The following is a 17,307-nucleotide window of genomic DNA, read 5'->3' as shown; positions in this document are numbered from 1 at the left end:
AGCCCCGATGGACATCAACGAGCGCATCGCCCGCTTCGAGCACATGGCGCAGGCCGACGCCGACAACGACATGGCGCATTTCTCCCTCGGGGGCGCCTACGCCCAGGCGGACCGGCACGCCGACGCGGCCCGCTCGTTCCTGCGCTGCATCGAGATCAACCCCGACATGAGCAAGGCGTACCAGCTCGCCGGCGCGGAGCTCGTGAAAGCCGGCGATCGCACCGAGGCGGCGCGCGTGCTGACCGAGGGGTACCGCGTGGCAGCCCGTCTGGGCGACCTGATGCCGCGCAACGCGATCGAGAAACTCTTGAAAGACCTGGGCGAGGAAGTCCCCCAGCTCGACGCGTCGACGATCCAGCAGATGGACCGGCTCGCGTCCAGCGGCGCGTTCGTGTGCCGGCGCACCGGACGCCCGGGGACGAAACTCCCGGCGCAGCCCTTCAAGGGCCCCGTGGGCGCGTGGATCTTCGAGAACATCTCGGCCGAGACATGGCGCGAGTGGATCGGCCAGGGCACCAAGGTCATCAACGAGCTGCGCCTCGACCTCTCGCGCGACCAGGACGGCGCGACCTACGACCAGCACATGCACGAGTACCTCGGCATCGACGAGGCGCTCCTGCGCGAATTGCACGCGAAGCAGGGCGCGTGAGCGTGCGCCCCCTGCCGGCCGACACCGAGCGCCTTCGCTTCCGGCTCTGGGACGAGAGCGACCGCGACATCGACGCGGCCCTCGAGATCTATTCCGACCCTGAGGTGATGGCCTTCGTGGGCATGCGCCAGGTCGAGACGACCCGCGAGCAGATGCTCGCGCGCATCACGCGCCGGCGCGCGATGTTCGAGCAGGTCGGCTACACCGCGTGGGCCGTGGTCCTCAGGGATGACCCGACCGACACCCCCATCGGGACGATCGGGCTCTGGCCGCTCAACCAGGGCCCGCACGCCGACGCCGCGCGTCGAGACGATCGGTACGACGCGATGGTCGAGATCACCTACCACTTCCCCCGACGCGCCTGGGGCAAGGGGCTCGCGCGCGAAGCGGCGCGCAGCGTGGCCGAGTTCGCGCTGCGTCCCGCCCCAGACGGGCTCGGGCTCGACGAGATCGTCGCCACGATCTACCCCGAGAACCATGCCTCCATCCGCGTCGCGCTGGCCGCCGGGTTCACCGGTCGCGGGCCGGGCGGCACCCCCGAGACCATGCGTCTGTTCGGGCGCGACGACATCGTCCTCCTGCGGCGGACGCGCGAGGATTGATCCCCGGGGCCGCTCCGGGCCGATCTTGCCAGCGTGGCCAGACCCGTTGAACACCCAGACACCCTCGTCCTCGCCGACGCGACCCTCTCGTCGCTGGTCAGTCTGCTCTCGCTGCAGCGGCCAGACCTGGCGCTGCTCGCGCCGTCGACCCCCGACTCCGGCGCGCTCGCAGTGATCCGTCGCCAGGCCGACCTGGCGGGCGCGCGTGTGCTCGACGCCGGCGAACTCCCCAGCGCCGGCGAGGGCGTGACGCTCTCCCGTTCGCTGCTCGACGCGTGCGAACTCGCCTCGCGCGAGGGCTGCTCGCGCGTGGTGTGGCCGGTGTTCGTGAACGCGTCGATCGACGCGATCGCGCTCGCACTCGACCGGGCGCGACTCGTCTCGACCCTGGCGTCGCTCGACATCCGTGGGCGCGCCGTGCGCATCGATACGCCGGCGCTCGACCTGACCGAGCACCAACTCGCCGACCTGGCGGCCGACGTGGGCGTCCCGGCGCAGCGCGGCTGGTGGATCGGCCCGGATGCCGACCGCTGGCTCGAACTCGTCGCCGCCGCCGACGCGCGCCGACGCCAGCCCGCCTGAGCCGGACTCAACCTCGAAATGAAACACGCGAGGGAGCGTCTCCCTCGCGCGTGGTGTTCATTTAGGATGGGCGGTCGCCGGTCAGCCGCCGCGAGGCGCGATAGGCGCGTCGAGGAGCGCCTGGGCCTCGGTCTGCCCGAGGATGCGCGACTTGAGCAGCAGCAGCGCGGTCTCGAGCTGGGGATCGATGCCCTCGCTCAGCAGGCGCTTGGGGTCGGGGCGGTTGTCGCTGAGGACCGGCTTGCCGCGCCCGTCGAACTCGACGATGTCGGCGTCCTGTCGCAGCTCGAGGGCGTTGCCGACCTGCTTGGGCAGCATCTTGACCTCGATATCGGGGGCGACGCCCCAGCCGTCGGCGCCGGGGCGGCGATGGATGAGCCGGCCGCCCGGCAGCTTGTAGTACTGCGTGGTGAGTTTGAGCGCCGCGACGCCGTCGGCGAGGTCGTACACGTTCTGGACGCTGCCCTTGCCGTAGGTGGTCGCGCCGACGAGGATCGCCGAGATGCGCCCGCTCTTGGCGTAGTCCTGCAGCACGCCGGCGACGATCTCGCTGGCGCTGGCCGAGCCCTCGTTGACGAGGACCGCGACGGGGATGCGGTTGAGCGTGGCGAGCCCGCGCCTCGCGACCTGTCGGTCGGTCTGGAAGCCGCGCGCGTCGTGCTGGCTGACGATGACGCCGTCGTCGACGAAGCGGTTGGCGATCGCGACCGCCTGCGAGAGCAGGCCGCCGGGGTTGAACCGCATGTCGAGGATGAGGCCCTTGAGCCCGCGCGCCTGCATGGCGCGGATGGCGTTGTCGAAATCGCGCGAGGTGTTCTCGGTGAACTGGGTGAGCCGGATGTAGCCGACGCCCGACTGGTCGTCGATGAACCAGTTCCAGTCGGTCTCGGAGGGGCCGTTGCGCTCCCAGCCCTTGACGGTGTAGATGGGGATCTGGGCGCGGGTCAGCGTGACCTCGATCATGTCCTCGACGCCCTCGCGCTCGACGCCCAGGGTGACCTTCGTGCCGGCCGGGCCGGTGATGCGATCGACCGCCTGGAGCAGGGTCACGCCCAGCGTGGAGTCCTTATCGATGCGCCGGATGATGTCGCCGCGCTTGATGCCGGCGCGCTGGGCCGGGGTGCCCTCGATGGGGGTGACGACCTTGAGGTTGCCGGCTTCGTCGAGCTGGATCTGGATGCCGACGCCCTGGAACGAGCCCTGCGTCGAGCGCATGAACTGGTTCATGTCAAACGGCCAGATGATGCTCGAGAACTCGTCGAGCGCGAGCATCGCGCCGTCGCCGAAGGCCTGGAGGATCGCTTCCTCGGGCAGGTTCACGGTCGTCGAGTTGGCCTGGAGCAGCGTGGAGATCGCGCGCCGCAGCTCGAACTGGCCGGCGTTGGCCCGGTTGTCGTAGCGGCGCGCCTCGGCGCTCAGCTGCGAGAGGAACGACTCGCGCGCCTTCATGTCGGCCAGCGAGGGGAAGGTCTGGGTCAGCGCGCCGGTCGTCGCGAGATTCTCGACGGCGCGAAGGCCCCCGATGATCATCTCGCCCAGCCCGACGCCGTCGACATTGGCCTGGTCGGCGCGCATCATCGCGCGCAGCACCATGCCGCGGTCGATGCCCTTCAGGCGCTCCTTCCAGTCCTCGCCGATCGCGTTGAACGGGGGGAGTTTGTCCTTCCCGTCGCGCACGCGCTCGGCGTCGCGCATCTCGTGCAGCGTTTTCGGCGCGTACAGACGCAGATAGGTCAGGCGCTGCGAGAGCCTCTTGAGCTCCACGTCGTAACGCTTCGTGTTCTCGAACAGCAGCGACAGGCGGAAGTACAGCGACTGCGCACGCAGCCACTCGTTGCTCGCCTCGGCGCGCCGGGCGGCGTCTTCGGCGCGAGCGACCAGATCCATGATCTGCGGGTCGCGCAGGAACGCCTGCTTGTCCCCGGACAGGTCCTGCAGCTCGACCGCGCTGTTCAGCGCCTTGTCGTATTCCTTCTTGTCCAGCCGCTCCGCCAGCTCGGCGCGCAGCTCTTCCATCCGGGTCACGCGGGTCGCCTCGCGGTCCTGGATGTGGCGCTCGCGCAGGTCGACGGCGTCGCGAAGCGAGGTCACCGCCGTGCTCGCGTGGTTGCGAGGCAGCGCCTCGAGCAGCTTGAAGACCACTTCGCTCTTGCCCGCCTCGGCGTTCATCCACACCAGGCGCGACCACTCGTCCACCGAGACGCGCTCGGTGGACGACTGCGCCGTCGCCTGCTGGGCGATGCCCAGCGTGAGCGACGCGGCCGCGAGCAATCCCAGCGCGCGGCCGATGCGGCCATTCACGCTCCGGTCATTCCGTCCATGGGTCATCGTGTCCATCCTACAGATCGTGCCGGTCGCGGCTGCAAGGCCGCGCCTGGGCCCTCCCACGCTCCACGAGGGATTGACCCGCATTCCTGCATCGGACACCCCCCAAGGCCCTCTCAAGGCCCCGTGGAGACGCAAGTTCCGACCCGGTCTCGCCAGTCGGCACGACCCGCCCTCCGGCGGCGTCCGACCCATAAGACGCCCCCGTCGGCCCGGCTGTTCCCGTGCCCGGTCGGGTCGTGTACGCTTCCACGATGTTCGCCGCCGCGACCACCCCAGACGCAGACGAGGTAGTGCGCGCCGTCACCCTCCTTGTCTGGCTGACAGGCGTCCTGGTCCTGTTCGTCGCGATGGTCGCGCTGCTCACTATCAAGCGGCGGTCGCGCCTGCGTCGAGAGCGCGTCACCCACGAGCCCACCCGCCTCACCGACGCCTGGGCCGAAGCCGGGCGACGCATGGCCGTCGCCCCATCCAGACGATCCCCCGACGACGGGCCGCCACCACTCGACGACGACGACGACCCCAGCGCCAAGACCCGGGGCCCGGGCCAGTGAGCCGCCCGGTCGCGATCGTGACCGGGGGGGCGAAGCGCGTCGGCGCCGCCATCTGCCGGGAACTGGCCGGCGCCGGCTGCGAGGTCGTCCTGACCTACCGCGACAGCGAGGAAGAGGCCCACGCGCTCGCGCGGGAGCTGAACGGGCGCGCCGTCCCCCTCGATCTCGACAACCTCGACGATGTCGAACGCGTGGGCGTGTCGCTTCCCACGGAACTCTCGCGCGTCGATGTGCTGGTGCACAACGCGTCGGTGTATGGGCCGACGCCGCTGACGTCGCTGAGCGCCGAGGACGCGCTGCGACACTACCGCGTGAACGCGCTGGCCCCCCTGCTGCTGACCCGCGCGCTCGCCGCTCGACTGCGCGAATCGGCGCTCCCCGGGGGCGGCGCCGTCGTCGCGATGGCCGACATGCACGCGACGGGGCGCCCTCGCAAAGACTTTGCGCCGTATTCGATGTCGAAGGCGGCGTTGATCGAGATGGTGCGCACGCTGGCGCGCGACCTGGCGCCGCGCGTGCGCGTGAACGCGATCGCACCGGGCGTCGTGGCGTGGCCCGACGAGGGGTACGAGTCGGACCGCGACGCGCAGGAGGCGTACCTGAAGCGAGTGCCCCTGCGGCGCGCCGGGACCCCCGAAGACGCGGCAAAGGCCGTGCGCTGGCTCACGCTCGACGCGACCTACATCACCGGCGAAACCATCCGCCTCGACGGCGGGCGCTGGCTGGCGTGAGTGGGCCTTCTCGGGATCGGCTCCCCCTCCTCTCCGCTCCCCCTCCTGTGGAGCGCAGCGAGATCGGAGGGGCCAGGGGAGGGCTACCCAACCTCCGGCTTCTCTCCCCAATCTCTGCCTTTCTCTTCTCTACTCTCTCACTCTTCCTCCGGCGCCACCACACGAAGTGTGGTGCTACACCCTCTTGGGGCTTCCTCTTTCCGTCTCTCAGTCTTCCTCAGATCGAGAAGGGGGAGGAGGGGTAGGCACCACACTTTGTGTGGTGGCACCGGAGCGGAGAGAGAGAGAGAGAGATGATCCGGGTGCCACTGTCGGCTTGCCGACAGTGCTCCGTCTCCTCCATGCCTCGGAGTGCACCGGGTCAGTTTCGAGGTGATGCACGAGCGGCAGATCGAGAAAGGGAGAAGGGGTAGCACTGCCGGCAAGCCGACAGTGGCACCCAGAATTTCGCAACTTTCCGGTTCTCAGACCTTCCAATCCGCCCGCGTTTCCGGTACATTGCGGACGCACAGAACGCGCCCTTCGGGGGCCGCGTTGATCGAGTCACTCCGTTCCGAGGAGCGTCGCCGTGAAGATCCGTTCGTGTGGTTCTGTTGTCGGCGTGCTCGCGTGCGCGTCGGTCGTCGTTGCGCAGGGCTCCGGGGGCGCGGCCAACAACCAGCACCTGCGGTTCACGCAGGAGCACAATTGGACCTTCAGCACGATCGGCGATGTCGGCAACGCGCCCGCGATCGTGCCGAACTGGCTCACCACGCCGCAGAACCCCGGGCCCACGCGCCCGGTCGCGAGCGTCGACTACGAGTACCGCATCTCCACCACGGAGGTGACCTGGGGGCAGTACTTCGAGTTCGTGCAGGCCTATGCGCCGGTCCTTCCGACCAACTTCCGGCTCGCCATCGGCACGCCCGATGAGCTCGTGCCGCACCTCGCGCCGCCGCTCCCGAGCCCGATCCAGTTCGCGGGCGCCCCGGGCGGCGTGGCGAGGTTCACGCTGGATCAGTCGCGCGCGGATCAGCCGGCGACCTCGAGCTGGCACTTCTTCGCGCGCATGGTCAACTGGCTGCACAACGGCGCGAAGCCGGCGAGCGAGGTCACCAGCGCCGACTTCGAGACCGGCGTGTACGACACCTCGACCTTCGTGCGCGTGCCGGATGGGCCCAAAGGAGTTTCTTACAGTACCGATCAGGACTCACATTCACCGGGGTCGCGGTTCTGGATCCCGTCGATGGACGAATTGATCAAGGCGACTTATTACGACCCCAACCGCCACGGTGAGGACGAGGGCGGGTACTGGCTCTACGGCCATTCGAGCGACCAGACACCCATCCCCGGCGACCCCGCGCTGGGCGGGGAGACCAACGGGGGCACGCCGAACCAGTGGCCCGACGGACAGCACCGGCCCTTGGATGTCGGGAGCTACCCGGATGTGCAGAGCCCATGGGGTCTGCTCGACACCGTCGGCGGTGGGCGTGAGTGGACGGAGACCTGGCGCGAGGGAGAGCTGGAGTTCCGGCACAATCTCCGTCTGCTGATGCCGTCGCAGGCGTTCTTCGCGCTGAGCACCTCTGAACTCGGCCGCTACGGGTTCGCATCGCCCACCTCGGGCCTATTCACGCTGCGGCTGGCCGCGGCTATCCCATCTCCCGGTGTTCCCGCGCTGCTGAGTATCGCGGCGTTGGGCGCGATACGACGCAGGCGGTGACGCGCATCAACGCACCACGCACGCTTCGAGCCGCGTCCTCCCGGCCGCGGCTCTGATCGGTCTGGAACTCGCCTCGCGCCCCTCCCATTCGACTCCCCCTGCCTCCCGGGTATACTCCCGCCCCTCCGCAGGAGCCCCCGGGATTCGTCCCGGTCTCGTGCGATCCGAAGCCCAGGTGGCGGAATTGGCAGACGCGCCAGCTTGAGGTGCTGGTCCTGGTTAAACGGGGTGGAGGTTCGAGTCCTCTCCTGGGCATTCACGCTCGCCCGCGACGATCACCGTCGCGGGCGTTGCCGTTTTTCGGGGGGGCCGCGCTCTGGCCGCCCGGCGCGAAGATGGGGTATCGTCGGCGCATGAGTCTGCACTGGCCCATCCTCCGTCGGCTCGCCACCCACCCCCTCTCCGTGGTCGCGATCGACGACTTCAAGAAGTGGCGCGGCATCGAGATCCTCGTCGCCGCTTTCCACATCGCCGACGCCCTCGAAGACCGCTGCAAGACCGACACCGTCGGCATCATGCTCCCCACCAGCGGGCTCGCCCCGGCCGCCATGCTCGCCGGGTGGATCCTCGGCAAGACCGTCGTGCCCCTCAACTTCCTGCTGCGCCGCGACGAGCTGCAGTATGTCGTCGAGAACTGCGAGACGGACACCATCGTCACCGTGCAGCCCATGCTCGACTATGTCGCCACCGGCGGCGCCATCCCCACGGGCGTGAACTACCTCAAGATCGAAGACCTGAACATGAAGCGGGTGCCCCGCCCGCGCTGGCCCTCCCTGCGCGGCGTGGGCAAGTCCGAAGACGACCCCGCGGTGCTGCTCTACACCAGCGCCACCAGCGGCAGGCCCAAGGGCGTCGTGCTCACCCACAAGAACCTCGGCAGCAATGTCGCCCAGTGCGTCGAGTGGGCCGACTTCGATTCGAGCGACTCGCTCGTGGGCGTTCTGCCCCAGTGCCACTCGTTCGGGCTGACGGTGCTGACGCTGCTGCCGCTGACCGTCGGGTGCAAGGTGATCTACAGCGCGAAGTTCGTCCCGGCGAACATCGTTCGGCTGATCCGCGAGCACCGACCCACGCTGTTCGTCGCGATCCCGACGATGTACGGCGCGCTGCTGAGCGTGAAGCAGGCGAAGTCGGACGACTTCGATTCGATCAAGTTTCTCGTGTCGGGCGGCGAGCCCCTGCCGGAGGCGATAACCTCGCGCTTCGAGGAGCGCTTCGGCAAGCGGATCGCCGAGGGCTACGGGCTGACCGAGACCTCGCCGGTGACCAACTGGTGCCGCCCCCACGAGTACAAGAAGCACTCCGTGGGCAGGCCCATCCCGGGCGTGCGCCAGCGCATCGTCGACATGGACACCGGCCGAGACCTGCCGCCCAACGCCGACGGCGAGGTCCGCATCGCCGGCCCCAACATCTTCGGGGGCTACTGGAAGCTCCCCGACGACACGAGGGCCGCCTTTGACGAACAGGGCTGGTTCCGCACGGGCGACATGGGGCGTCTGGACGACGACGGGCACCTCTACATCACCGGGCGCATCAAGGAGATGCTCATCATCGGGGGGGAGAACGTCTTCCCGCGCGAGATCGAGGAGGCGCTGAACCTCCACCCCTCGGTGGAGATGTCCGGCGTGATCGGCATGCGCGACGACATGCGAGGCGAGGTCCCCGTGGCGTTCGTGAAGCTGCGCGAGGGCATGTCGGCGACGGAGAAGGAGTTGCGCCAGTGGTGCCGCGAGCGGATCGCGAACTACAAGGTCCCTGCGCAGGTCCGGATGATGGACGACCTGCCCAAGGGCCCCACCGGGAAGGTCCTCCGCCGGGCGCTGAAGGACTACCTGGTCGAGCCGAGCTTCCAGGAGCCGTGACGCGAGATCGGATCAAGGCGGACCCTCCGGTTGGACGATGCTTCTCGGACAGGAATCCCCTTCCAACGCGTCGAGAGAGGTTGTCATGAGTTCCACGCCCAAGTTCGTCACCCTATCCGTGCTGGCGTGCCTGCTGGCCGCCGGCCCGTCGCTCGTCGGCTGCTCCTCGGGCGCCGACCAGGGGGCGATCGCCTCCAACCCGCGCGGGTTCGACGGCGACGCGTCCGCCGCGATGATCACCGAGTACCAGGCGGGTCGCTTCTCGATCGCCTATCGCGCCGCGACGACCGCCGCTTCTCGGACCACAGGCCCGGAGCGCGAGCGGGCGATCCTCATCGCCGGGCTCTCCGCCCAGGCCCTGAACCAGCACGACGACGCCGAGCAGTGGCTCCGCCAGATCGAGCGGTCCGCCGACGCCGAGATCGCCGGTCGCGCCAAGGCCGGGCTGGGCCTCCTGGCGATGAACCGGGGCGACCACGCCAGAGCGGCGGCCATGCTGACCTCCGCCGCGACCCAGCTCAAGGGCGACGAAGCGGCCCGCGCCAGTCTGTTCGCAGGGCAGTCGTACGAAGCGATGAACCGGCCTGAGCGTGCGCGCACCCAGTACATGATCGCGCAGGGCGTCGCCCAGAGCCCGTCGCTCAAGTCCACGATCACCGGCCAGCTCGCCTCGATCGGGCAGCACGGGTACACGGTGCAGCTGGGCGCGTTCGCGTCGATGGAGAACGCCCGGATCGCGGTGTCTCGCTTCTCGGGCCAGTCCCAGAGCGCTGGGATGGGCACGCCGCGGATCGTGGAGCGCAAGGGCATCGGGGGTCGCCCGCTGTACATCGTGCAGGCCGGTTCGTTCCGGACCCAGCAGGAAGCCGACACGGCGCGTGCCGCGCTCGGGGCCGCGACCGCCCGATCCTCGTTCGTCGCGCCCGCCTTCGCGTCGGCGAACGAATAACACGACGGGACATCCGCTTTCTCACGAACACGCCCACGACCCGGCCCGCGAGCCGGGTTGTTTGTTTCTGGACGTGCGCGCGGGGCGCACACCCTGTCGGAGTGGTGCGCGCGCGACCGAGAACCACGCGTCAAGGTCCCGATACGGCGAACTTCTCAACCTAACACGCACAGGCGTCAACTCGTGCGCGTGCAACGCCGATTGGAGTCGCGTGCTCGGGCCGTGCTCGGAGGAGAACACGGTGTCGCGGGTTTCTGGTCGCGCTCCACGGACGAGGTGTGCGTATGCCGTTCGGCAAGGATGTGCTGACAACCGGTGAAGTCGCGAAGGTGTGCAATGTCGCACCCCGGACGGTTTCCAAGTGGTTCGACTCGGGCCAGCTCAAGGGGTACCGCATCCCCGGCTCGAAGGACCGCCGGATCCCGATCTCGCAACTCGTCCGGTTCATGAAGGAACACGGCATCCCGCTCAACGGCCTGAACACGGGCCAGACGCGAGTGCTGATCGTCGACGACGACGGCGAGGTCACCGCCACCCTCAAGAAGATCCTCACCGAGCAGGCCAACTACGAGGTCGAGACCGCCGCGTCCGCCTTCGAGGCAGGGCTCGTGTGCGAGAAGTTCAAGCCCCATGTCCTGCTGCTCGACCTGCACATCGGCGAGAACAACGACTCTCGCCATGTCGCCCAGCTCGTCCGGCGCTCGGAAGAGCTCCAGATGACCCGCGTCATCGCGATGAGCGGCAAGCTCACCGACGGCCAGGCCGCCCAGCTCAAGGGACAGGGCTTCGACACCTTCCTCAAGAAGCCCTTCCAGATCCGCCAGGTCGTCGAGGCCATCGAGCAGGCGTCGTCGATCATCCACTGATCGGCCGACGCGACCCATCGTCACCCCCCAGCAACCGGCATCGCGCCGCGTGCAACACGCGGCGCGATATGCCTGCGCGAAGGTGGTCACGGATGCCGCTTCATTTCACACAAGCCGACAGTGGCGGTCGGCGTGCCGGGCAACGCTATCGAAGGTCCACCTCCAGCATCCCGTCGCGGATCTGCGCACGCTCGCCGAGCAGCGTGAGCACGATCGAAGCGTCGTCGTGCCGGCCGACCGTCTCACCTCTGCCGGTCAACACGAAGTCGATGTCGTCCACGGGCACGGAATCGAGCACACGCAAACCGTGCGGCCAGTCGAAGTTCATGCATGCCGGCGTGGTGTTGCTTTGCGCGATCTGGAGATATTGCAGCACATCAAAGCCGATCCCAGCATGATGCGGCATGAGATACGGCCCGCGGTGCGGTGTCGATACGAGAATGAATGGATCGAGCGAGAGAAGGACGAAGACCCTTGGTATGCGGATTTCGTCCTGAGTGAGGCTGTTAACAGCTTTCTTGCACCGCGACAGAACATGGTCCAGGGCAACGGGTTCTCCCTCGGGGTGGCGGAGAGAGACTCTCAAATCAAGGGCGACTGGTCCGGAACAATTGACGATCATCGCTTGCAGCCCCCTCTCAGCCCCGCAGATGGGAACGGTCACCCTGTCGCGGCAGCAGCCGTGCAGCAGCGAGAGCGACGCGCCCGCGACGGTACACAGGATGAAAGGGGGTCGGCTGAACATTGGCGCGCACGATCAATCCTCTGGCTTGTCCACACGACGATCGGTTCGACCTTCGATTTCATGATCCCCCACCTTCACTTTCACAGCGCCATCTCCCGGGATGACCGCAAATGCGGGTCGTTCGAGCTTATCGACCGTCATGACCGTACCTCCCGAGGGAGATGCAGCGATTGCCGCCATCTTTGCCCCCTTGGGATCAAAGAGTTGAATCACACCGTGTCCGCGTACAGCGCGCAACACGATTGCAGGGTTGCCGTTCTCGTCGACGATCACGAGCTCGGTGCACTTCAGCTTCCCGACCGGAGCCTGGCGGCTTGTTCCAGCAAGAATACCGACACCCAAGGCGACAAGCAGGGAGAGCGAAATAACCAGAATGCTGCTAACAGATTTGCGCGCGTGCAAGAGAAACTCCTTCATCGTGCTCCACTATCCCACAGTGATGCGTCTTCAAACTGACTGTCCTCTCGATGACTCCGAGTGACGCCCGCCATGCTGCATCCAAACGACGCCTCTCAAGTCTTCCTATCCAGCAACCTGTACTGCACCGCCTCCGCCACATGGTGGGTCTCGACTCGTTCGGAGCCCTCGATGTCGGCGATCGTGCGCGACACTCTGCGCACCTTGTCGTACGCGCGCGCCGACAGCCCGAGTTCGCTGATCGCCTGGCCCAGCAGGGTTTTCGCTTCCTCGGACAGGGGGGCGAGCGTGTCGAGTTCGCGCCCTGACAGACGGCTGTTGCTCTTGCCCTTCTGACGCGTGCGCTGGCGTTCGCGCGCGGCCAGCACCTTCTCGCGGATCTGCGCCGTGCTCGTGCCCTTGGGCGCGTCGTCGCGCTTCCCGCCGCTCGCGCCGGCGGAGAGTTCCTTCCAGGGCACGGCGGGCGCCTCCACATGGATATCGATGCGATCGATCAGGGGCTGCGAGAGCCGAGACAGGTAGCGGTCCATGTCGCGCCGCCCGGCGCTGTCGTTCATCCCGGGGGCGGCGCCCTTGGCGGTCGGGTTCATCGCCGCCACCAGCATGAACGACGCGGGGAAGGTGACCTTCCCGCTGGCGCGGCTGATGGTGACCTTGTCGTCTTCGAGGGGCTGGCGCAGCGTCTCGAGCACGGCGCGCGGGAACTCGGGCAGTTCATCAAGGAACAGCACGCCCCGGTGCGCGAGCGAGACCTCGCCCGGGCGCGGCACGGGCCCGCCCCCCACCACCGCCGCGATGCTCGCGGTGTGGTGCGGCGAGCGCACCGGCCTGGCGGTCACGAGCCCGCGGCGCCCGTGGTCGCCGCTGGCGCTGGTGACCTCTGCGCCGACGGCGGAATAGATGCGCGTCACTTCGAGCGCCTCTTCGGGGGTCATCGGGGGCAGCACGCCGGCGATGGCCTTGGCCATCATGGTTTTGCCGGTGCCGGCGGGCCCGAGCATCAGCAGGTTGTGCGAGCCGGCGCACGCGATGGTGATGGCGCGCTTCACGCCCTCCTGCCCCCGCACCTCGGCGAAGTCGATCGGCGCGCTCGCGTGCTGGAGGAGCTCCGCGACATCGACCGGTGGGTGGGGCTGCGCGTCGAGCCCGCCGTTGAGCATGCCGACGACCTCGCTGAGCGAGCGCACGCCGTAGACCTCGATCCCTCGCACGACGGCGGCCTCTTCGGCGTTGTCGGCCGGGAGGATGACGCCTCGCATGCCCTTGTCGCGCGCGAGCATCGCCATCGCGAGTGCGCCCTTGATCGGGCGCAGGCGCCCGTCGAGCGCGAGTTCCCCGGCGAGCAGATAGCGGCGCTGGTCGACGCCCTCGTACTCCGCTTCGAGGAGCGCGTCGGCGGCGTCGCCGTGCTCGGACGACGCGCCCACGCGCTGGCGCGAGCGCGTCTGGATGACGGGGGTGGGCGGGCGGATCGTGCCGTCGGCGATGAGCGATCCGACGGCGATGGGCAGGTCGTAGACCGCGCCCTCTTTGCGCACATCGGCGGGGGCGAGACTGACGAGCAGTTTGCCCATCGGGAAGCGGTACCCGCTGTTCATGACGGCGGATCGCACGCGCTCGATGGATTCTCGCACGCTCGCGTCGGGCAGGCCGACGATCTGTTGTTTTTCGAGCCCGATGTCGGAATAGTCGATCTCGACCTCGCAAGGAGAGGCGTCTATCCCGGTTAAGACGAAACTCTGCACTCGTGCCAGCATATGGGCGACGAGGATATCAGAAACCGAACAGGCCGCAAGCGGCCCCCTCCCCCATGACCAGTCAGCCCCCGCCCAACTCGACCGCCCGCTTCGCCGACCGAGCGGGCGACTACGCGAAAGCCCGCCCGACCTATCCCGCGGCGTTGCTCGATGCGCTGCTCGCGCCCTTGGCCCACCCGTCGGCCCTTGTCGCCGCCGATGTGGGCGCAGGGACGGGCGTGTTCTCGCGGCTGCTGGCCGAGCGTGGCGTGCGCACGATCGCGGTCGAGCCCAACGCGCCGATGCGCGCCGCCGCGACGGCGCACCCGCTGATCGAGTGGCGCGACGGGACGGGCGAAGCGACCGGCCTGCCTGAGCGCTCCCTCGACCTGCTCACCGTCGCGCAGGCCTTCCACTGGATGCGCACCGAAGACGCGCTGCGTGAGTTCCATCGCGTGCTGAAACCCGGCGGAGTGCTCGCGCTGGTGTGGAACACGCAGGACCGCTCGGACGCGTTCACGAACGGGTACTGCGCCGTCATGGAGCGCCACGCGGTGGATCCGCCGCGCTCGCCTTGGGCCCTGGGGGATGTCTCGCGCGTGCTCGACGATCACCCGCTGTTCTCAAGGCGCGTTGTCCAGCGGTTCTCGCACGCGCAGGAACTCGACCTCGAAGGCCTGCTCGCGCGCGCACGCAGCGCGTCCTATTGCCCGAAGGAAGGGCCCGCCTGGGAGGCGGTTTCCCGGGATCTTCGCCAGCTTCACTCGCTTCACACCACGACCGGCGTGGTTCGACTGCGCTATCTCGCCGAGCTTCACACCTCGAAATCGTGCGCGACGCAAAGCCGGCCCTGACCTGCGCCGATCCTGAGTGTGCCATGCAGCAGTTCCGCGCCACGACGCTCGCGATCCTCAGCGCCTCGTTCTTCTCGGCCCCTCACGCCTGGGCGTCGGGGAACGCCGGGGCCTGGCTCCCGGTCCAGCGCGAGGAGCCCGTTCTTCGGACCTACGCGCTCAGCGTCCACCTCTCGCCCACCCCCCACGCGCAGACGCCGGCGCCGGGCGCGTCCCAGAACACGGGCGCCCGGCTCTTCGTGCTCGCGCCCAGCGCCGACCCGGTCTCCACGATCTCGCCGGCCTCGCGTGAGCCCGCCGCCGAGCGGACGACCACCCCCTCGGGCGAATCGCTCCTGTGGACGCTGACGCGGGTCAGCGAGCCGGCGGTGATCGCCGCCACGATCCGCGCGTCGTCCTCGCCGGTCTTCTTCGACGACCAGGCGGCGCGCAGCGTGCCCTGGCCCATCCGCGGCTGGCCCGAGCACACCGCCGACTTCCTGCGAGACCTCTCCACGCGCGACGCCGAAGACCCGCGCGTGCGCGACCTCGTCGCACGCTGGGTCGGCGCGCAGAACCGCTCCGTGACCCCGGTCATGCTCGCGAAGTACCTCGCGGCGCGCACGCTGACGCACGCCCCGGCCACGCTCGAGCCGCTGACGCTGCGCGACGCGCAGGGACGCGCGCTGGGCATCCGCTCGGGCGGCGCCGGTCGCTTCGCCGAGCGCTCCGGCTCCGAGTTCGACATGCTGCGCTTCTACGCGACCGCCCTGCGCGCCGCGAACATCCCGGCGCGCGTCGTCGTGGGGCTGCGAGACACCGGCGACGCCGGCGCCCGTCAGCACGCCTGGGTCGAGTTCTTCCTGTACGACGAGCGCGTGCGCAGGGGCGACTGGGTCCCGGTCGACCTCATCGCGCAGCGCGACCTCGACCCCACGCCCCCGGCCCTCGCCAAACCCTGGAAGCACTTCGGCGCCGACCGCGAGGGCGCGCTGATCCCCCTGGGCTTCGGCTGCCCGCCCCAGACCCGCGCCGAGGGCGTCCTCGCCCCTTGGTGGGTCGAGGCCGACTCCCCGGCGCGCACGCCCGTCGCCAGCGTCGCCGTCGAACGCCGCGCCGACGACAAGCTCGCCCGCGCGAACTGATCGGCGAACCTCGAGCTCGGGGCATCCGCGCACGTCGACCGCCCGTACCATCTCCTAGGCGGCACGCCGCCGGGAGGCCCTGTCGATGCGCACGCTCCTCGCCATTCTCACGCTCGCCGTGTTCACCGCGCCCGTGTTCGCGCAGCAGCGCTCCTCAAGGCCGGCAGCCGACGAGGGCCCCGTGCTCACGCTCACGGAGCGCCGGCTCTGGTCCCTTCGGGTCACGATCTCGGGCAGAACCGCCCCGACCAACGCGCGCCACGCGACGCCGCGCCCCCTTCTCCGAACCGGGCAGCCCGGGCTCGGGCAGCAGGGATCGATCGACCTGCGCGCCGCGACGATCGTCGTCCCGATCCTCGAGCGATCCGCGTCGCATGACGCGGCCCTCAGCCACGCGACGTGGGAGCTCCGGTTCAACAGGCAGGTCGTCCCGCAGGACCGTCTCGGCGCCCCGTCGGGGCAACCCGATCTCATCAATCTCCTGCAGTCGGTGATGATCGCAGACCCGTCGGGCGCGCCGCTTGTCCCCCTCGTGCTGAACGCCGAGCAGCTCGAGTTCCGTCTCCAGGTCCCGGTCTTCACGCACGAGACCCGCTACGACGACGCGCGCGCCGCGCGCATCGGCTGGCCCTCGCAGTGGCCAGAGTTCGTGCAGCCGTCGCGCGAGCCGTCGCCCTTCATCCCCAGCGACGACCCGTTCGTCGCCCAACTCCTCGACGACTGGACGCAGGGCGCCCATCGCTCCATGGCCCCGGCTGTTCTTGCCAAGCACCTCGCCAAGCGCATCGTCGACACCATTCAACCAAACGGGCTCGGAGTCGTGCCGTGGGATCTCGGCATGGGCAGCCACCCATTCGACGTCATCGGCCCCTGCGACGACTCGACCGACGGCCTGTGGCTGCTGCCAGGCAGTTCTCGCGCCTTCCGGCCCGCGCGCCGCGACCACGACACCGTCGACGCCACACGGTTCATCCGCGGCTTCAATGTCTACGAGCCGACCGGGGTCATCACGAACAACCGCTGCTTCACGCCGCGCATCCGCCAGCCGATCGAAACGGGGCGCGCCAACCCCGCCGTCATCGCCAACCTCTACGTCGCGCTGCTGCGCGCCGCCGGCATCCCGGCGCGCGTCGTCATCGGGACCGAGGTCAGCCCCGAGGATCTCCGCTCCGTCCCCAACACGCACATCCCGCCCCGCACCTTCCCGGAAGTCACGATCAACGGCTTCCGCGTCTCCACCCGCGGCTCGCTCATCCGCTTCTGGACCGAGTTCTACCTCTTCGACGAGGATTCCAACCGCGGCGAGTGGATCCCGGTCGACCTCCATCGCCAGCGCCTCGAATCGTCGCGCGCCCCCGACATCGACCGCGCCTGGCGATACTTCGGCAACCACGACGAACTCGACGAGATCGTCCCCATCACGAGCGTCTACACAGCGGTCGAAGCCCGGAAGCCCGACACCATCCCCACGCTGTGGGGCTGGGAGACCGAGCCGGATCACCCGCGCGTCTCGCTCGACAGCGTCCTGCGGATCGAAGCCGTCGGCCAGTCTCGCCGCGCCAACGACGGGCTCGACCAGCCCCGCCCGCGCAACTGACCCCCAACGGAC

General features: G+C 69.0%; 16 protein-coding genes and 1 tRNA gene. 13 read left to right on the top strand and 4 right to left on the bottom strand.

Annotated features, from left to right (window positions below):
- Positions 1 to 7: 7 nt before the first annotated feature.
- Genes KF684_00450 through KF684_00440 form a run of 3 tightly spaced genes read left to right on the top strand, consistent with a single transcriptional unit; the run spans position 8 to position 1,833 of the window.
- A complete protein-coding gene (locus KF684_00450; protein MBX3351378.1) occupies positions 8 to 649 on the top strand; it encodes a Fe(2+)-trafficking protein in 642 nt (213 codons plus the stop codon).
- Complete coding sequence (locus KF684_00445; protein MBX3351377.1) at positions 646 to 1,251, top strand: GNAT family N-acetyltransferase; 606 nt, start codon at positions 646 to 648, stop codon at positions 1,249 to 1,251. Before KF684_00450 ends, KF684_00445 begins: the two co-directional genes overlap by 4 nt.
- 33 nt (positions 1,252 to 1,284) lie before the next feature.
- On the top strand, positions 1,285 to 1,833 hold the full coding sequence (locus tag KF684_00440) for a hypothetical protein (GenBank protein ID MBX3351376.1): 549 nt from the start codon (positions 1,285 to 1,287) through the stop codon (positions 1,831 to 1,833).
- An 81-nt stretch (positions 1,834 to 1,914) separates the two neighbouring features.
- Here KF684_00440 and KF684_00435 read toward each other — a convergent pair whose 3' ends face one another.
- Positions 1,915 to 4,161 (bottom strand): PDZ domain-containing protein, encoded by a 2,247-nt coding sequence (locus KF684_00435; protein ID MBX3351375.1) that lies wholly within the window; start codon positions 4,159 to 4,161, stop codon positions 1,915 to 1,917.
- A gap of 251 nt (positions 4,162 to 4,412) precedes the next feature.
- On the opposite strand from KF684_00435, the gene KF684_00430 reads away from it, so the two are divergent.
- From KF684_00430 to KF684_00400, 7 genes are all read left to right on the top strand, one after another.
- On the top strand, positions 4,413 to 4,712 hold the full coding sequence (locus KF684_00430; GenBank protein ID MBX3351374.1) for a hypothetical protein: 300 nt from the start codon (positions 4,413 to 4,415) through the stop codon (positions 4,710 to 4,712).
- Positions 4,709 to 5,443, top strand: coding sequence for an SDR family oxidoreductase (locus KF684_00425; protein MBX3351373.1), 735 nt, complete (start codon positions 4,709 to 4,711; stop codon positions 5,441 to 5,443). The genes KF684_00430 and KF684_00425 overlap by 4 nt, the downstream gene beginning before the upstream one ends.
- 568 nt (positions 5,444 to 6,011) lie before the next feature.
- On the top strand, positions 6,012 to 7,145 hold the full coding sequence (locus tag KF684_00420; GenBank protein ID MBX3351372.1) for an SUMF1/EgtB/PvdO family nonheme iron enzyme: 1,134 nt from the start codon (positions 6,012 to 6,014) through the stop codon (positions 7,143 to 7,145).
- A 169-nt stretch (positions 7,146 to 7,314) separates the two neighbouring features.
- Positions 7,315 to 7,400: transfer RNA gene (locus KF684_00415), tRNA-Leu, on the top strand.
- A 98-nt stretch (positions 7,401 to 7,498) separates the two neighbouring features.
- Positions 7,499 to 9,007 (top strand): AMP-binding protein, encoded by a 1,509-nt coding sequence (locus KF684_00410; protein MBX3351371.1) that lies wholly within the window; start codon positions 7,499 to 7,501, stop codon positions 9,005 to 9,007.
- A gap of 85 nt (positions 9,008 to 9,092) precedes the next feature.
- Positions 9,093 to 9,956, top strand: coding sequence for an SPOR domain-containing protein (locus KF684_00405; GenBank protein MBX3351370.1), 864 nt, complete (start codon positions 9,093 to 9,095; stop codon positions 9,954 to 9,956).
- A gap of 284 nt (positions 9,957 to 10,240) precedes the next feature.
- Positions 10,241 to 10,822, top strand: a complete 582-nt coding sequence (locus tag KF684_00400; protein ID MBX3351369.1) for a response regulator — start codon at positions 10,241 to 10,243, stop codon at positions 10,820 to 10,822.
- A gap of 145 nt (positions 10,823 to 10,967) precedes the next feature.
- Here the strand turns inward: KF684_00400 and KF684_00395 are convergent, their stop codons facing one another.
- The 3 genes from KF684_00395 to KF684_00385 form a co-directional block, all read right to left on the bottom strand.
- Positions 10,968 to 11,567: a hypothetical protein gene (locus KF684_00395; protein MBX3351368.1), complete on the bottom strand. Its 600-nt coding sequence runs from the start codon at positions 11,565 to 11,567 to the stop codon at positions 10,968 to 10,970.
- 12 nt (positions 11,568 to 11,579) lie between these two features.
- Positions 11,580 to 11,984, bottom strand: coding sequence for a hypothetical protein (locus KF684_00390; protein MBX3351367.1), 405 nt, complete (start codon positions 11,982 to 11,984; stop codon positions 11,580 to 11,582).
- A gap of 95 nt (positions 11,985 to 12,079) precedes the next feature.
- Positions 12,080 to 13,741 (bottom strand): YifB family Mg chelatase-like AAA ATPase, encoded by a 1,662-nt coding sequence (locus KF684_00385; GenBank protein ID MBX3351366.1) that lies wholly within the window; start codon positions 13,739 to 13,741, stop codon positions 12,080 to 12,082.
- Positions 13,742 to 13,794: 53 nt separating this feature from the next.
- Between KF684_00385 and KF684_00380 the strand changes: the two genes are divergently transcribed.
- From KF684_00380 to KF684_00370, 3 genes are all read left to right on the top strand, one after another.
- Positions 13,795 to 14,574, top strand: coding sequence for a class I SAM-dependent methyltransferase (locus KF684_00380; protein MBX3351365.1), 780 nt, complete (start codon positions 13,795 to 13,797; stop codon positions 14,572 to 14,574).
- Between the two features lie 23 nt (positions 14,575 to 14,597).
- Positions 14,598 to 15,698, top strand: coding sequence for a transglutaminase domain-containing protein (locus KF684_00375; GenBank protein MBX3351364.1), 1,101 nt, complete (start codon positions 14,598 to 14,600; stop codon positions 15,696 to 15,698).
- A gap of 85 nt (positions 15,699 to 15,783) precedes the next feature.
- Complete coding sequence (locus KF684_00370) at positions 15,784 to 17,295, top strand: transglutaminase domain-containing protein (protein ID MBX3351363.1); 1,512 nt, start codon at positions 15,784 to 15,786, stop codon at positions 17,293 to 17,295.
- The last annotated feature ends 12 nt before the right edge of the window (positions 17,296 to 17,307 follow it).

The organism is Phycisphaeraceae bacterium (assembly GCA_019636675.1).
In the GTDB taxonomy this organism is placed as follows: Bacteria; Planctomycetota; Phycisphaerae; order Phycisphaerales; family UBA1924; genus JAHBXC01.
The sequence above is the reverse complement of the archived record's forward strand: the minus strand, read 5'-3'. Positions and strand labels throughout refer to the sequence as shown.

Bases quoted from the DNA above. Each gene is read 5' to 3' on its own strand.
- KF684_00435 (MBX3351375.1), bottom strand. From the start codon at position 4,161: ATGACCCATGGACGGAATGACCGGAGCGTGAATGGCCGCATCGGCCGC.
- KF684_00410 (MBX3351371.1), top strand. From the start codon at position 7,499: ATGAGTCTGCACTGGCCCATCCTCCGTCGGCTCGCCACCCACCCCCTC.
- KF684_00380 (MBX3351365.1), top strand. From the start codon at position 13,795: ATGACCAGTCAGCCCCCGCCCAACTCGACCGCCCGCTTCGCCGACCGA.
- KF684_00375 (MBX3351364.1), top strand. From the start codon at position 14,598: ATGCAGCAGTTCCGCGCCACGACGCTCGCGATCCTCAGCGCCTCGTTC.
- KF684_00400 (MBX3351369.1), top strand. From the start codon at position 10,241: ATGCCGTTCGGCAAGGATGTGCTGACAACCGGTGAAGTCGCGAAGGTG.
- KF684_00430 (MBX3351374.1), top strand. From the start codon at position 4,413: ATGTTCGCCGCCGCGACCACCCCAGACGCAGACGAGGTAGTGCGCGCC.
- KF684_00405 (MBX3351370.1), top strand. From the start codon at position 9,093: ATGAGTTCCACGCCCAAGTTCGTCACCCTATCCGTGCTGGCGTGCCTG.
- KF684_00390 (MBX3351367.1), bottom strand. From the start codon at position 11,984: ATGAAGGAGTTTCTCTTGCACGCGCGCAAATCTGTTAGCAGCATTCTG.
- KF684_00395 (MBX3351368.1), bottom strand. From the start codon at position 11,567: ATGTTCAGCCGACCCCCTTTCATCCTGTGTACCGTCGCGGGCGCGTCG.
- KF684_00370 (MBX3351363.1), top strand. From the start codon at position 15,784: ATGCGCACGCTCCTCGCCATTCTCACGCTCGCCGTGTTCACCGCGCCC.
- KF684_00385 (MBX3351366.1), bottom strand. From the start codon at position 13,741: ATGCTGGCACGAGTGCAGAGTTTCGTCTTAACCGGGATAGACGCCTCT.
- KF684_00450 (MBX3351378.1), top strand. From the start codon at position 8: ATGGACATCAACGAGCGCATCGCCCGCTTCGAGCACATGGCGCAGGCC.